The organism is Natrialba asiatica DSM 12278 (genome assembly GCF_000337555.1).
GTDB classification, from domain to species: Archaea; Halobacteriota; Halobacteria; order Halobacteriales; family Natrialbaceae; genus Natrialba; species Natrialba asiatica.
The window spans coordinates 1-13,406 of record NZ_AOIO01000046.1; the positions used below are offsets into that span (position 1 = coordinate 1).

A 13,406-nucleotide genomic window follows, 5' to 3' on the forward strand; every position below is an offset into this window, starting at 1 on the left:
TTCCGGTTCAACGCGGTCCTGGTTCGTTACGAACACCGCATACTTCCCCTCGGCATCGTCACTCGTACTCGGCGCGTACAAGAATTCGGGAGTACGGGGCACACACCGTTCGGCCCGATCCAGAGGGTCTTCCGTCGCCTACCGGGGTTCGAACGCCACGCATCCCAGACCCCGAGGCGTCAGCTAAGTTCGTCTTTGATCCCGCGGAGACAGATTACTCTGAGTGGGTCGCCGATCGCGTCGCCTCACGTGCACGCGAGCAACTATCGTTCGACAAGGCCCGACAGTCGCCGTATCACATCGAACTGTGGTCCGAGAAGACGCTACCCGATTACATCCGCGGCCGGGGAGGGTTGGCCGCCGAGTACGGCTGTAACGTTGTGGTAGAGGGCGAGGGCGACCTCTCGTTGACCGTCGCGAACGAGCTNGGGTTGGCCGCCGAGTACGGCTGTAACGTTGTGGTAGAGGGCGAGGGCGACCTCTCGTTGACCGTCGCGAACGAGCTGGCACAGCGAATCGACGACGCCGGCAAACCCGCGGTGATTCTGTACCTGGCCGATTTCGACGTGAAAGGCTACGATATGCCGGCGAACATGGCGGGGAAACTCGCCTGGTTGCATCAACGCGGTGACCTCGAACAACGCGTCGTGATCGAACGGCTGGCTGTGACGACCGATCAAATCGAGAACCTGGATCTCCCGCGAAAACCCATCGAAGAGAGTTCAGCGACAGGAACCGGCGGCGTTGCGTACAATCGTCGTATCACCGAGTGGGAACAGGAACACGGGGCCGGCGCGACCGAGTTGAACGCGCTCGAGCAACACCCTGACGAGTTCCGCCACATCGTTCGCGATGCCCTCGAACGGTACACCGACCCGGATCTCCCTCGCAAGAACGCCCGCCGCAGCGAGCAGTGGGAAGACGATGTCCAGGCCCGANCTCGAACGGTACACCGACCCGGATCTCCCTCGCAAGAACGCCCGCCGCAGCGAGCAGTGGGAAGACGATGTCCAGGCCCGAATCGAAGATCGGCTTTGCGAGGCCGGCATCGACGATGAACTCGATGACCTTGAAGCGTGGATCGAGGACTTCAATGACGCCTATGCGGAGGTCGCGGACGTATTCGAGCGCCTACGTGGACTGGTGGACGATGAGTCGCCACTTGGCACGTGGGAATCGATGGTTCAGGACCTCCTTGCGGAGACTGAACTCCCCGTTGCGGCGGTCCCCGAGGGCGAGGCGGCGCTTCCGGATGACCCGATCTATGATTCGAGCCGGTCGTACGCCGAGAACAAAGCCCGAATCGACCGGTATCGGGCGTCGGAGTAGTCGGCGAAACGACTAGGTATCATGATTTCGACTCACAAGGCATGACAAGCACCGATTTTCTCGAGACCTTCGCGGGTACCGTCCGTTCGAAGGTGTGCAACACATCGGGCTGCCAGACCAACCCGATCGGGACCCTCGAAGGGCGGTATCTCTGTGCCCGGTGTTTCAAACGACGGGCACGGCTCATGAGCGTTGGTCAACTCAAGGCCGCGATCGACGCCGAATCGAACCCGTTCAACCAGCAGAAACTCGAGACCGCACTCGCAGAGGTTCGTGAGTGGAACGAGGCCTAATCCGATGTCGAAGCCAGATTTTGGTGACCTCACTGTCAAATCTACTGCTCAGTTGTCTTCTTGACTCAACGGCTATAGAGCATACTGGATATACTGAGAATACCATCGGTCCAAAAAGTATTTGTGTATAGTGTGAGAATGTGAGAATATGCGACCTAATATCGATATACCATGGTCGATTCATGGAAAGATCAAGGAATACTCGCAGCAGCAAGAGATCACGATAGAAGAAGCATATATCGAGGCACTGGAATTAGGGACAGATCAACTTCCGCTAGATGGGGATGTCACATCATTTGACGGGCGGGAATGGCTCCCATTTGGTCCGCGCCTCGTCAGGTCAGCAGGTGAAGAGTCTCATCATATCAATAGAGTAACGACATGTTTGCCACACATCTATCATCGTGATCAACCAGTAGTAACACGAACAAGAAACCAAGACATGGCAAGTAATGAGTTTGTTTCCTGTTTGTCGACTCTCCAGTCGACGGGTCATTTGGCAGATGATTGGTTTACAGTTCATCAGCTCGGAGGTGCCAAAATCGGCCGTGGACTGAGCAACTTTGCAAGAGTGATAGAGAACTCAGAAGGCTTGTTCCGTAATTCTTCTTTCCCCCTTTATAAGCAAGGAAGCGGTATTTATATTGCAGAACTTGTGCGCGATTCCGAGTATCTAATTATTCGGTTTGAATTGCCGCAGAATAGTGAGGTACTCACCAATATATCTCTCTCCTTCATAATAGATGGATATCCAATGAGCGGACAGGAATACTACAAAATAGCTAGAGCATTCGGATTTAAGGAATTGTTCAACGCAAGAGATCATAAGTGTCCACGCATCGGAATTAGATTTGATGAACCAGTAGAAATAAGCCCTGTAGAGGAGATTTACAAGGATACTAGTGACGATGAGCCGTGGGTAAGCGGGTTGATGATCGAAAACCCGTTCCAATCGAATCCCGATCTCCTTGACCATTTGGAGTGGAATAGTGAAAATAATCCAACTGACCTCAAAGAAGCAAAGACATCGATTGAGACCCTTCAAAATTATAATACGCTCTATTGCGAACTAAATACCCATCACCCCACTTCTGACGATCCAGAATACCGCCTAGAATCAATTTCTGGAATATATCTATCTTCTATTTTCAACCGGAATAATGTATGGAATATCAGCCCGAAGGTAAGTTGGTAATTTGGCCAATATTACAAATANAGAGACAGATAATACGCTCTATTGCGAACTAAATACCCATCACCCCACTTCTGACGATCCAGAATACCGCCTAGAATCAATTTCTGGAATATATCTATCTTCTATTTTCAACCGGAATAATGTATGGAATATCAGCCCGAAGGTAAGTTGGTAATTTGGCCAATATTACAAATCAGATTCAGAGGAACTGGTAGAACCACATCCACCACACGTAGTTTCGTTCGAACTCATAAGACCTCTCATACGTCCAATAATTAAGTTTCGATCCTTCGGTCCCACTTAACTGTTCAAAACGCTCACTCACGGATGCCTTGTGACCCGGTTTCTTGTACTTGTGGTAGTTGCGCGCACGCTTCGCTTTCCCCTTCTTGAGGAATTCACGGTGATATCCACACGTAGAGCAGTTACACGTGTATGTATGCGTTGACGCCGGCATACTACTCCCGTACCTCATCAATGGACTCAGCAACGTCAGCGGCCTGGATATCGCTATAGGCCTCATGGGTCGTCTCGATTGACTTGTGCCGCAGCGCCGCCTGTGCGAGTTCAGAGTGCCCTTTCTCGTACAACTCCGCACCGAGCGCCCGTCGCGCTCCGTGGGGTTTCAGATATTCCTGGTCGCCCTCGAGTTCAATCCCAGCCTCGCTGGTTAGCATCTTGAGGATCTGCCGGCCGGCCTCTTTCGTGATCGACGGGGGTGCAATCGCCTGCTCACGTAGGAGTGCATCGATATCGCTGCCAGGTTCAGGGCGCTCTCCCGTAGCGTCCTCAACAGCCTGGTACTTGCTCGCCGTATGCCCGGTCGGGAACACTGGCCAGTTGTCGATCGGTGGCTCGTGAACACGCTGAAGGCGCGAGAGCGCGTTGTGAGCACGGTCGGTCAGCCCGACGGCCTCGTACTCGCGAGATTTGCCGTACACCTCGAGTGTGCGACTTTCGAGGTCAACGTCGGCCCATCGAAGGCCGCGCCGATCGTCGTCGTTCCTGTCGCGAAAGAGTTCGGCCCCGCGAACGCCGAGTTCCGCGAGCAATACGACGATGGTTCGGTCGCGGTAGGCACGCTCGAGCGGTACATCGATAGTTTCCTCACGAGCCATCTGCACGCGTTCGTCTGCGTACGAAAGGAGTTGCTTGCGTTGCTCGGGCGTCCAGAACTGTGTGTCTCTTGTCGCTCGATCTTCGGGAAGGAACTCCTCGGCACGTTCAGTGTCTGCGGGATTCGTGTCGAGCTGCTCGTCGCGAACACAGAACGAGAGGAACGCCCGTACGTACCGGAAGTACGTATTCGCTGTCGAACCCGCGAGGTCACCGTCGATCGTGCGTTCACGGAGTCGAAGTCCGTACTCGCGGCAGTCACCTGAGTCGAGTTCAGCGACGCTGTCGACCCCTTCCTCGTGGCAGAACGAACTGAACTCGGTCAGCGCCGGACGCATACTCGCGCGACTGCCGCCCGAATCGAGCGAGTTCAGGTAGCGGTCGACCGACTGTTGGATGGTCGTATCCGTGGGGTGGCGATCGCGAGAACCAGTTGTAGGCCTCGAATTTCCTGAATCCATGATCTTCACTGTGGGGTACAGCGTCCACCCTCCTAAACTTACTTGGTTAAATTAGCTTTTAGACAAGTGAGTTCTGTAGGGGCTCTATCGGGGACAGAAGGTAGTTATAGAGCGTCTACCCACAATACACGCATCTGTAAACATTATATCGATATATAGAATAGGCGGGTCGGAAGATGAGACTACAGTAGTCTTAGCAGGCCTGTAGAGCGTGAATTCAGACAAACCAGTCTAGCGGCGATACTTCAGATTCCTCCTCAGCCGCTAATCCTATTAACCAGAAAACAGGTTTGGCGATCTTCTGATATTCTCTTCAGTGTCGCCACTCAGAAACAACTCTTCCACGCGGGTAGAGTGGCTCTTTATCCGATTCCGATCTCCTTTTTCAACAGCGTGAGCGTATTCTCCGCCGTTACGAGTGGTGTCTGTTCGTACTCGCCGGTCAACTCAATCTGCACGAGCAGATCGACAGCTCTCCAAATCGAGTACAATAGACAGGCGAAGGCGAAATAGAAGAACCGCAGAACAAAGTTCTTCGACGTCGTTGCCGCCATGAATCGCTTGATACTCTTGTAGCCGCTCTCAATCTCTCACCACGAATCATAGAAGTGAATCTCTCCTGGTCGACAGTCATATGTATCGTGATAAGATCTCGTACAGCCAGATTTACTTTTGCTGCTATTGAAATCAGATCAGCATCTATGTGATCTGTGTAGGCCGCTCGCTCAGTTCGCCTCTCTAACTCTCAGTCTGCGAATAGCTGTTGGGCACATCCTATAATTCTATTTATTAACACTTACAAATTTGAAGGGCTCACTTAAACCTGATTTGAATCATTTTTCGGAAACCCAATGAATTCTGCAAGGGCCAGTACAAGAAGGGTGACAGCACCGGCAGCGATCACAGAACCATCTACACTCAATAGTGTATATACTACAGCCATAACAATAATCACATGTGAGGCAATTAGCCTAAATATAAATTTCTTTTCCTCACCGAATATATGATTTACTACGACAAATGCAAATCCCCAGAGCAGTCCAATTAGCAGTGTCACTAGGTCTACTCCAACCATAAATGCAGTAGACGATGTTTTATAATAAACATTTCGAAGTGTTCCAAACAAGATGAAATAGCTTCGTTGGTTCTTAGCAGCCGGGTTTCATGTGGTCTCCCGGTACCTCACCAAGATATTGGAAATTAGTCGCCTTAGACGGATCAGTCTCGTAGGCCCATCCCTTGAAGTTCTGGTCTACGGTCTGGAGTTGACCAAATGCCTCGTCATTATCTATCCACGCAATCGTGAATGTAGTACCAGCGAATGCAAGAATCATTGCCGCAAAGACAGCCACACCCGCCATAGGGCCACTCCAACTAGTCCCAAGATAGGTAGTTACAGCAGCGGTACCTAATTCGAGAACCCCAGTCACAATCCCCGCCTCAAGTGCTGCACCCGTTCTCGTCATTTCACAAGCCCACATTACGGTTCTATGTTTACAGTCGTTCCATGCTACACCACAAGTCCCATTTACGCTTCCGTTCACCTCAGAGCGTTCGATAAATGATCCAGCAGAACTTTCGGTTGCGGAAATCTTATCCGTTGAATCGGATGACTTTTCTTGTTTTCCCAATTCTGACTTTTTCTTCTCACCAGAGTCCCATCTCCCAGATTGCTTGTTTTTACTTGCATATTTGATCTCGTTCTCATCTTCTGCAATATGATGGATGATACTATCGCTAACGTTCTCGAATCCCTTTTTGAACTCGTCGCCATCAATCCTACTCTCTGAAACAATAGCTTCAGTTTCAGAACTATTTGACTTTGATTGTTTGGCGTAAACATACGCAGCACTACCCTCAATCTCGGTGATCTTGTAATCCTTGTCGGAATAGACGATGTTCCCGCGTTCCGTAACGGTTTTTTTGGCTTCTTTCGCCCCCACCAAAGGTGCCCCAAGGGTCGTAAGTCCAATGCTACCCATCCCAGCTACCAGCGACCGTCGAGTCGGCCTATTACTTTTCATGTTCATATTATTCAATTACCAATACATATAAAAATCCTTCTATTTCAGATTCAATTGGATGTATTATTATATCGAAGGAAGGGAGAATTTGCCGACTACGCGGTCGTTTCGCCCCTATCTTCGAAGATAGTAGTCGGGACTGCCATGAGTCGTGTCCCACCCGTCAGTTTGGCTTTTTCTCGTGCTTGAGTTACGGTCTTGACCTGGTACCGCTGCCAGCACACACATCATCGTCACACCAGAGCGTGGTTTTTCTGCTGTAGGTCATGCCGACCACCGCCCGAGGTCGGCCTATCCCGCGGCTGCCGCGTCGGTTTCTTCGTCGACGAACTCGAAGATCGGGGCTACCTGTAACCAACTTCTTTTTGACCGGATTTAGTCGTCTTAGATAGTTGAGCGCCCGGTAGTCGGAAGTATACTTATTCGTGATATTCATAAATAATTCTATTATGATTTCAGGCGACTCGTATATATGAGTCCGCCGAAATCAGGTGATTCAAGAATGAGCGTCGACCAGCAATCGACCCCAGTTGAACAGCCCCCGACCATGGGACCGCTCGCCCGATTGCGACCTGGCGAGGTCCTGCGTTGTGAGAGTGACGTACTCGGAGAATGGACGTGGTTCTTCGCCGTTGAGGACGGCCAGCCCGTCCGCTATCACGAGATTGAGGACTACGAGCGCGAGGACGTGCTTGCCCGCCATGTCGCGGCGATTGTCGCTGATCCCGACGTGGAGGACACGGTCGTCTCGCAGCGGGAACTCGAAAACGTGCGAGGTAAGGCCGATGAGTGAGGCTGAACACGAGACGAGCCCACTTGAGGATCTTTACGTCGACGAAGATGAGCGGCCAGACGACGTCGAACTCGAGTCAGTGACGATCGACACAGAGCAGTTCCACGACCAAATGGCAGCTATCGCGACGGCCGCAGCATCGATCGAAACGCTCGCGACGGATCTCCGGGAACTTCGCCGAAGCGGGCTCACAGATGAGGACGTAGTCGCACTGCTGTACGGTCGGAGCGCAGGGCTGAACAAATCGACAATCGAAACCGTACTCGAAACGATCGACGCGACGGTTGATGATATCGAGTCCGGACAGCGCAAGCGCCGGGAGCTGTTCGTCCGTCTGCTCGCCGACGTGTCGAATCACTCGATCGTCGATACCGAACACGTCGTCGACGAACCAGACCGGGGAAAGAGGTGGCCAACACCCACGTGCATCCCACTGGTTCGAGTTCAACCAGGTCAATGACCTGCCGAACGACTGGTCGTTCGAAGTCCTTGAATGGAACGACGATCCGGATGCCGACGGTGTTGACGACCGTGGCGAGGCAAAAGTCATTCGCGGCGACCATCGATTCGTCGTTACAACCTGGCTCCAGCCACGCGACCGCACGCATGACCGATACTGGAGTGTCGCCTACGAAACTGTCAACCAGGACGGTGAACCCGAGCCGCTGTCGTTCCACATCAGCAAATCGCAGTCAATCGCGCGGAACAATCTTGGGCATGCACGGGACGTGATTGACAGCAACGAGGCGGAACCACACGTCCTCGTTCGGGACCACAACGACGGCCCGCGTGAGACCTTCGAGTACCCCACGGAGCATATGGCCAAGAAGGCAGCCGACCTCCCAAACCGAGCTGAAGATTGGTAACGACAATCGGGATTACCTCGTGACCGTTCACTCGAAAGACGAGTGGGAAGACCGACTCGAAACCGAGCACTCAGTGCAGCCAACTACTCGCCGATCGGGAGGTGAGTTCGATGCAAAGTGAACAGGACATTTACTGCGACGACCGGGACTACGACAAGTGCAAGTGAGACACTAAATGCGGACAATCAATGGCGCACCCAATAGAATCACGAGACTGATCGCATCCGGCTACTCCTTAGAGGAGACGACCGGGACGCAGAAATTCGAACGGAACTCCGAACCTTGGCTCTGCAACGGATTGCCCTGACTGTGGTCCGACTATCTGTATCGAACTGGCAGACACGTCTGATCGAGCGTAGAGTTAGTATCTTGCACCCATTGTCTTACGAGTCTCGGCGCTTCTCTGCAAGCCGCTCTGGGATCTCCTCGATGTTGTCGAGTGCAATTTCTAAGACCACATCGTGAATCTCGCGGAGTTCGTCGTCACGAATCCCCATGCGGCGGAGTTCGGGTGTGACAGTGAAATCTAGCTGGTCCTCAAATTTAGTCCACGTCTCGTCGCGAGCGTACAGCGGACTCTGTCGGACCTCGCTATAGGGGAACGACGGTCCTGTTTCGGTCGGGTCGCGTTCTCGAGTCGAGTCGGACTCTGGTTCGGATTCTTGTTCCGGCTCGGGCTCCGGCGTTGGAGATTCTTTAACTGATGACGAGTCTTGGTCAGTACTCGATTCGGGTCGTTCATCAGCTGGTTCGTCCGGTTCGTCCGCGTCGTCAGCAGGATCGCCGAGGTCGAAGCCGGTCATTGGTTGATTCCTCCGCGTTCGATGATATCCGCAATCTCGCCAAAGTGCTCGAGTTGAGAGTTCTCTGGATCGTGGGATGGAAGCGGTTCCCGTGCCTCATACGCGTCGCCGATCGCACCGGTATGTCGAATCGGTGGCTTCGGTGGCGTCACCTCTCCCGCGTCAATCGCGTCCCACTCATCGGAACGGATGCGTGCAAAGGGCGGAATATGATTATCCAGTACCGTTTCAACCGCAGTTCCCTCGGGGAGCGTTCCGCTTCGGGCGTCGACGCCGTCGCGGCCAGCGAGGAGCAGTGCCGCGAAACTCTCCTGCGTGTTCATCGACTCGAGGAGCTTCCGATCCTTGGTCTGGTGGTCGACGCGAGCGCTCATATCGTTCGGGACGGTCGCGAGGATTTCGAAGTTCCCGAGTTGGCTGCGAATCGGACCGACGAGTCGCGTTGCCGTCTCTCGGAGGCCGTTCAGTGCCTCAGGGACTGGCATGAGCGGGAGGATAGCGTTCGGCGCTGCGACGACCGCGTTGTTCGTGAGCTTGTTACGCGAGCCTGGCACGTCGAACAGGATGTAGTCATACCGGTCGCCGAGGTGTTCGTCGACGAGTTCCTGTTTCATCTTGAGGTCTGACGCGAGTACCGAGTCTTTCGAGAGTGCATCGGTAACTGACTCAAGGTTCAGCGCCGGCACGAAATCGAACCCGTGGCCCGGGTTTTTCACGATCGCGTCGATGGACTTGTCACCGAGCAGCACGTCCGCGAGGTCGGGCGCATCGTCGTTCTCGCGCGTGTAGTAGCCGAGCCCGGTCGAAAGGTGTCCAGCCGGGTCAAGGTCAACGACCAAAACATCGTGGTCGCGCACGTCGCCAAGAATGCCGCCGAGTGTGCTGACAAACGTACTCTTTCCGAAACCGCCTTTCAGCATCGGAAAACAAACCGCTCGTGGTTCTGGATTTGCTGTCATTTGTATGGTTCCGCCCGCCGCAGCGCCGGTCAGGACCGGACGACTGTGTCGGCGGACACCCAAGACATTCAGCTAATTCTACTTATTTCCGTCGGATAAGTTGAGTTAGTTGGCTAAGTTGCCTTAGGTAGCTTAGGTGGCTCAAGTGAGTCAGCTAAGCCGCCTAAGGTGACTGAGGTAGTTGAGTTAGATGAGCCACCGTTGGCACTTGAGGGAACATAGGAACCATAGGCGGCAGAGGCCGCCCCAGTGGAACTGGTATTTTGACAGCCGATTGTATCGGCACTCAAGTCCACGAGTGCGACCAGCAAAGGTATTGTGACATGAGTATACCACGTGATTACACCCCGTATACAGAGTGAAAGCGACCGTCGCCGTGACGGTCAGACGGGATGGCAACACGCTGTTGATCCCGATCGGCCGGCAGACACGAGAACCACGTACCGCTTTTGATCGGGGAAGGTAGGCGTTTCGAACACCGCATTTCGAGTGAAGTACGTAATGTGCAGATCGGAAAGAGATAGCGAAGGCGCCGCTCAGAACAGTATTCTATAAGAAGAAGAATAGAATGGCCACTATCACAATGGCAGCAACGAGCAGATAGAGATAGACGATACGGCGAGATTGGTTACCCGTCTGCCGATACGCCTTTGATGCAGCTTGCATATTCTCTTCAGTCAGGTTTGCTGTTGACGGTGAAGATGCCTCAGAGAGATTCCGACAGCCATGTTTTTCTGGCATCCGATGGCTCTTACAGAAGGTTCCGCCACAGTATGAGCATGAGTACGGCATACTCGAGTGTTCACCACAGGCCTCACAACGAGCCATTTTGGTAGGGAAAGGTAACTTAGCGTGATAGGTGTTTCTGGTTCATTGAATCACTTCTTATCTGAGGAGAGAATACAGTAGGCACCACATAGAATCGAAAACAGTCCCAGACGATAGTATCTAAGACTATCATCCTCAAATATCCCTAGTGATATTGAGGAAACCCCCAATGATAAGAATATAATACCTACAATTTTCCCATTATTAGTTTTATATGATTGGTGTAGATTGAGCCATTGGCTCTTCATACTAGAGATATCAGAAATATTTGTATAAACATTTGTCGATGGTCAACTTGCATACTGTACTCACCGTGAGTTTCACAGGAGGTTCTGAATAAAGAATCCGTGCTACTACCTACTGATCAAACAGACGACTCTCAGGTATCAGGGTTGATCATGACAGGCAGGCTCCTGCAAGCTGGGAATCGACCATAGATTGATAACCAGTGTCACAGAACGTAGACCTGTCGCGCACTAGCCCACGCGACACGCAAAGGCATCAACCCTGACGTATCATGGGGACTGTGTCCGGCAATTCGTCGTAGCACCCACGGACACGTCTCTTTCTACAAGGTGACACCAGATTTCGAGTGACAAGAGAGCTACCGATCAGCAACTGCCTTAAGATGGTAATTCCCTGAGCGCCGTTCGTCAAACACAGAAATCTCAAACCCGGTTTCATCGAGGATCTCGATCACATCGTCAACAGATCGTCTATAGTCAGACAACAGCCCTTCGTGTACCTCGATATAGGCGAGACGAACATCCGCAAGCGTTTCGCGTAGCCCGTCGAGTGCATCGGCCTCTGCCCCCTCGACGTCCATCGCGAGCACAGATGGAGCAGGTGCATCCGCCGCACGAATGAGATCGTCCCCGCGTTTGACAGGGACCTGTGTCGATCCACTCGAAGAACTCAATTTATGGTTCTCGCCTGGTTTGGAGCCAGTCGGCACTGAAACTGTCCCCTCCGAAGACCCTAACGCGGCCGCGATAATCGTCGAATCATCCCCCAGATCGTTTCGTGAGAGGTTGCGACTCAGCGCCGAGACATTGCTTGGGACCGGCTCGATCGCGACAGACTGCGACGCAATTTCAGCAGCGAAACTCGCATAGAGCCCCACGTTCGATCCCGCGTCCCAAACGATATCGCCGGGCCGGAGTTCAGCAACGTAATCCTCGAGAATCTGCCGCTCGTGCATCTGGGTTCGAGCACGTCGATATTCGATAGCAGAGTCAGTCTTGAACTCGATTTGGTGGTCCCCAACGTCGACAGAGACACTGTTGTTGAGGGCTGCACCGGCACGCCATCTGGCACGATCAGCCCTGATTACGGCGAAGTCTCGAATACCTCTGGATAATTCAGATAGACCCCCGGTTCGGTACAGTTCAACGGCTCGTGACGGTGAATTCATAGTTGAATCATCGGAGTTGGTTAGTTCGAAATGGACTACCTGAACGGTCAAGATTCCATGTAGTCTGCGAGCGTCACGTCAGGCTGTAACTCGGCGTTGCTGTTCTCAACGGCCGTCTTTGCTTCGTAGCACTCCGCACAGAGCGTTTGCAGATTCGACTCGTCGAACGGGTGGCCACCATCGGAGATCGGCGTAATATGATCGACGTGGAAGTTCCCAGTCGGCGAACCAACGTCATAGCGATGCTCGAGTTCACGCCGTCGATCCCGCCACGCGTCGAACTCCGCTTCGGTCCCGCCCGACGGATGTGGAGATCGCTCTTTGATCCGCTCGTGAACCTGATGGTAGGCACGCCACTGCATCTCTTTCGAGAGCCCACAGTCTTGGCAGGTGAACTCGTCGCGCTCAAGAATCTGTTCACGGACTTCGTCCCACACGAACATCTTCTGGACTGCTTGGGCCACTTCGCGGCACCGATCCGAGCAGTAGTTCCACCGCCCGTCGACGACGGGTTCCTTGCAGACGCGACACTGGTCCGAATGCTCTTGAGGAAACAGCGTGTCCATCGACTTTCGGAGCCGACTCTGGCGGTTCCAGCCGTTACTCGCCATCGTGGTCCCCCCGGCAGTTGACACTACAGAACGGCCCATCCGGATCGTCTACGAACTCGAGACCGTCTTCGCCAGCCGTGATATCGCTTTGATGATACAGTGGTTGCCCGTCGATGCGATCTCCGCAGTTCTGACATACCTGTTTCTCGTGTCCATCACTCGGCATATCCGAACACCTCCGCGTCCCGTTCTCGATCGATCAAGCCGTCACCTTCGAGGTCCCGATAGCAACTTGGACAGAGTGACGGGATCTCGTCCCGTCCGGCAACACAGACTGGCCGAAGGTTGCATGTCTCCTCGTCACACTCGTCGCACTTCTGAATGGCATTTCCGAACTGATCGCTACCCGTCAATGCCGACCACCTCGATTGTCGTTATCATGTCAGTTCCGCCGTTCTCTCTGCGTATTTCTGGACCCGTCCGACGGCAGTAGCTCACTCGATAAATTTCATCACTGGCCTCGAGTTCGATGTATGCCTCTTTTCGGTCGTGGTATCCGACCTTGAGTTCAGGCGTTGATGCCTGAGATGGGTCGTTGGCATTGAATCGAACCAGCACACCTGGCTCGAGAGAGCGCAGAACCGGGTCGTACGCTCCGCAGTCGTCCTCTCGCTTGATTGTATCGGTAGACTGTTCGCTACTCATCGATCGCCCGGCACCTCCTGGAACTCATCGCACTCGTCAAGCGGATACTTGTCGATCGGTTGTGGGTAC

14 protein-coding genes and 1 pseudogene are annotated in these 13,406 nt (G+C 53.3%); 5 read left to right on the plus strand and 10 right to left on the minus strand.

Annotated features, from left to right (window positions below):
- The first annotated feature begins 1,370 nt into the window (after nt 1–1,370).
- Both C481_RS20210 and C481_RS21415 read left to right on the plus strand, forming a co-directional pair.
- Complete coding sequence (locus tag C481_RS20210) at nt 1,371–1,622, plus strand: hypothetical protein (RefSeq protein ID WP_006107492.1); 252 nt, start codon at nt 1,371–1,373, stop codon at nt 1,620–1,622.
- A gap of 148 nt (nt 1,623–1,770) precedes the next feature.
- Complete coding sequence (locus C481_RS21415) at nt 1,771–2,817, plus strand: hypothetical protein (RefSeq protein WP_083860944.1); 1,047 nt, start codon at nt 1,771–1,773, stop codon at nt 2,815–2,817.
- Nucleotides 2,818–3,275: 458 nt separating this feature from the next.
- On the opposite strand, the gene C481_RS20215 is transcribed toward C481_RS21415, so the two are convergent.
- The 4 genes and pseudogenes from C481_RS20215 to C481_RS20230 form a co-directional block, all read right to left on the minus strand.
- Nucleotides 3,276–4,394, minus strand: a complete 1,119-nt coding sequence (locus C481_RS20215) for a tyrosine-type recombinase/integrase (protein ID WP_006111221.1) — start codon at nt 4,392–4,394, stop codon at nt 3,276–3,278.
- Between the two features lie 362 nt (nt 4,395–4,756).
- Nucleotides 4,757–4,984: pseudogene (locus tag C481_RS20220) on the minus strand (transposase); the annotation flags it as partial.
- A gap of 227 nt (nt 4,985–5,211) precedes the next feature.
- Nucleotides 5,212–5,469: a hypothetical protein gene (locus C481_RS20225; RefSeq protein WP_006111223.1), complete on the minus strand. Its 258-nt coding sequence runs from the start codon at nt 5,467–5,469 to the stop codon at nt 5,212–5,214.
- A 73-nt stretch (nt 5,470–5,542) separates the two neighbouring features.
- On the minus strand, nt 5,543–6,424 hold the full coding sequence (locus C481_RS20230) for a hypothetical protein (RefSeq protein WP_152422229.1): 882 nt from the start codon (nt 6,422–6,424) through the stop codon (nt 5,543–5,545).
- A gap of 496 nt (nt 6,425–6,920) precedes the next feature.
- Here C481_RS20230 and C481_RS20235 point away from each other — a divergent pair, with 496 nt between their 5' ends.
- The 3 genes from C481_RS20235 to C481_RS22830 all read left to right on the plus strand — a co-directional run bounded on the left by C481_RS20235 (nt 6,921) and on the right by C481_RS22830 (nt 8,077).
- The gene (locus tag C481_RS20235) at nt 6,921–7,211 is read left to right on the plus strand and encodes a hypothetical protein (RefSeq protein ID WP_006111225.1); all 291 of its coding nucleotides are present in this window, start codon (nt 6,921–6,923) and stop codon (nt 7,209–7,211) included.
- Complete coding sequence (locus tag C481_RS20240; protein WP_006111226.1) at nt 7,204–7,671, plus strand: hypothetical protein; 468 nt, start codon at nt 7,204–7,206, stop codon at nt 7,669–7,671. The genes C481_RS20235 and C481_RS20240 overlap by 8 nt, the downstream gene beginning before the upstream one ends.
- Before the next feature lie 268 nt (nt 7,672–7,939).
- Entirely contained in the window at nt 7,940–8,077 is a 138-nt protein-coding gene (locus C481_RS22830) for a hypothetical protein (protein ID WP_241434724.1), read from the plus strand.
- A 383-nt stretch (nt 8,078–8,460) separates the two neighbouring features.
- Here C481_RS22830 and C481_RS20250 read toward each other — a convergent pair whose 3' ends face one another.
- The 6 genes from C481_RS20250 to C481_RS20275 all read right to left on the minus strand — a co-directional run bounded on the left by C481_RS20250 (nt 8,461) and on the right by C481_RS20275 (nt 13,337).
- Complete coding sequence (locus tag C481_RS20250) at nt 8,461–8,880, minus strand: hypothetical protein (RefSeq protein WP_006111227.1); 420 nt, start codon at nt 8,878–8,880, stop codon at nt 8,461–8,463.
- Entirely contained in the window at nt 8,877–9,839 is a 963-nt protein-coding gene (locus tag C481_RS20255) for a ParA family protein (RefSeq protein ID WP_241434725.1), read from the minus strand. Before C481_RS20255 ends, C481_RS20250 begins: the two co-directional genes overlap by 4 nt.
- Before the next feature lie 549 nt (nt 9,840–10,388).
- Nucleotides 10,389–10,667: an AN1-type zinc finger domain-containing protein gene (locus C481_RS21425; RefSeq protein ID WP_083860946.1), complete on the minus strand. Its 279-nt coding sequence runs from the start codon at nt 10,665–10,667 to the stop codon at nt 10,389–10,391.
- A 604-nt stretch (nt 10,668–11,271) separates the two neighbouring features.
- Nucleotides 11,272–11,868, minus strand: coding sequence for an FkbM family methyltransferase (locus C481_RS20260; protein ID WP_006111229.1), 597 nt, complete (start codon nt 11,866–11,868; stop codon nt 11,272–11,274).
- Nucleotides 11,869–12,128: 260 nt separating this feature from the next.
- On the minus strand, nt 12,129–12,716 hold the full coding sequence (locus C481_RS20265) for an HNH endonuclease (protein ID WP_241434727.1): 588 nt from the start codon (nt 12,714–12,716) through the stop codon (nt 12,129–12,131).
- Nucleotides 12,717–13,034: 318 nt separating this feature from the next.
- Nucleotides 13,035–13,337, minus strand: coding sequence for a hypothetical protein (locus tag C481_RS20275; protein ID WP_006111233.1), 303 nt, complete (start codon nt 13,335–13,337; stop codon nt 13,035–13,037).
- Nucleotides 13,338–13,406: the final 69 nt, after the last annotated feature.

Excerpts from the sequence above, each read along its gene's own strand:
- C481_RS20210 (WP_006107492.1), top strand. The coding sequence starts at position 1,371 with ATGACAAGCACCGATTTTCTCGAGACCTTCGCGGGTACCGTCCGTTCG.
- C481_RS21415 (WP_083860944.1), top strand. The coding sequence starts at position 1,771 with ATGCGACCTAATATCGATATACCATGGTCGATTCATGGAAAGATCAAG.
- C481_RS20215 (WP_006111221.1), bottom strand. The coding sequence starts at position 4,394 with ATGGATTCAGGAAATTCGAGGCCTACAACTGGTTCTCGCGATCGCCAC.
- C481_RS20225 (WP_006111223.1), bottom strand. The coding sequence starts at position 5,469 with ATGGTTGGAGTAGACCTAGTGACACTGCTAATTGGACTGCTCTGGGGA.
- C481_RS20230 (WP_152422229.1), bottom strand. The coding sequence starts at position 6,424 with ATGAACATGAAAAGTAATAGGCCGACTCGACGGTCGCTGGTAGCTGGG.
- C481_RS20235 (WP_006111225.1), top strand. The coding sequence starts at position 6,921 with ATGAGCGTCGACCAGCAATCGACCCCAGTTGAACAGCCCCCGACCATG.
- C481_RS20240 (WP_006111226.1), top strand. The coding sequence starts at position 7,204 with ATGAGTGAGGCTGAACACGAGACGAGCCCACTTGAGGATCTTTACGTC.
- C481_RS20250 (WP_006111227.1), bottom strand. The coding sequence starts at position 8,880 with ATGACCGGCTTCGACCTCGGCGATCCTGCTGACGACGCGGACGAACCG.
- C481_RS20255 (WP_241434725.1), bottom strand. The coding sequence starts at position 9,839 with ATGACAGCAAATCCAGAACCACGAGCGGTTTGTTTTCCGATGCTGAAA.
- C481_RS21425 (WP_083860946.1), bottom strand. The coding sequence starts at position 10,667 with ATGGCTCGTTGTGAGGCCTGTGGTGAACACTCGAGTATGCCGTACTCA.
- C481_RS20260 (WP_006111229.1), bottom strand. The coding sequence starts at position 11,868 with ATGCACGAGCGGCAGATTCTCGAGGATTACGTTGCTGAACTCCGGCCC.
- C481_RS20275 (WP_006111233.1), bottom strand. The coding sequence starts at position 13,337 with ATGAGTAGCGAACAGTCTACCGATACAATCAAGCGAGAGGACGACTGC.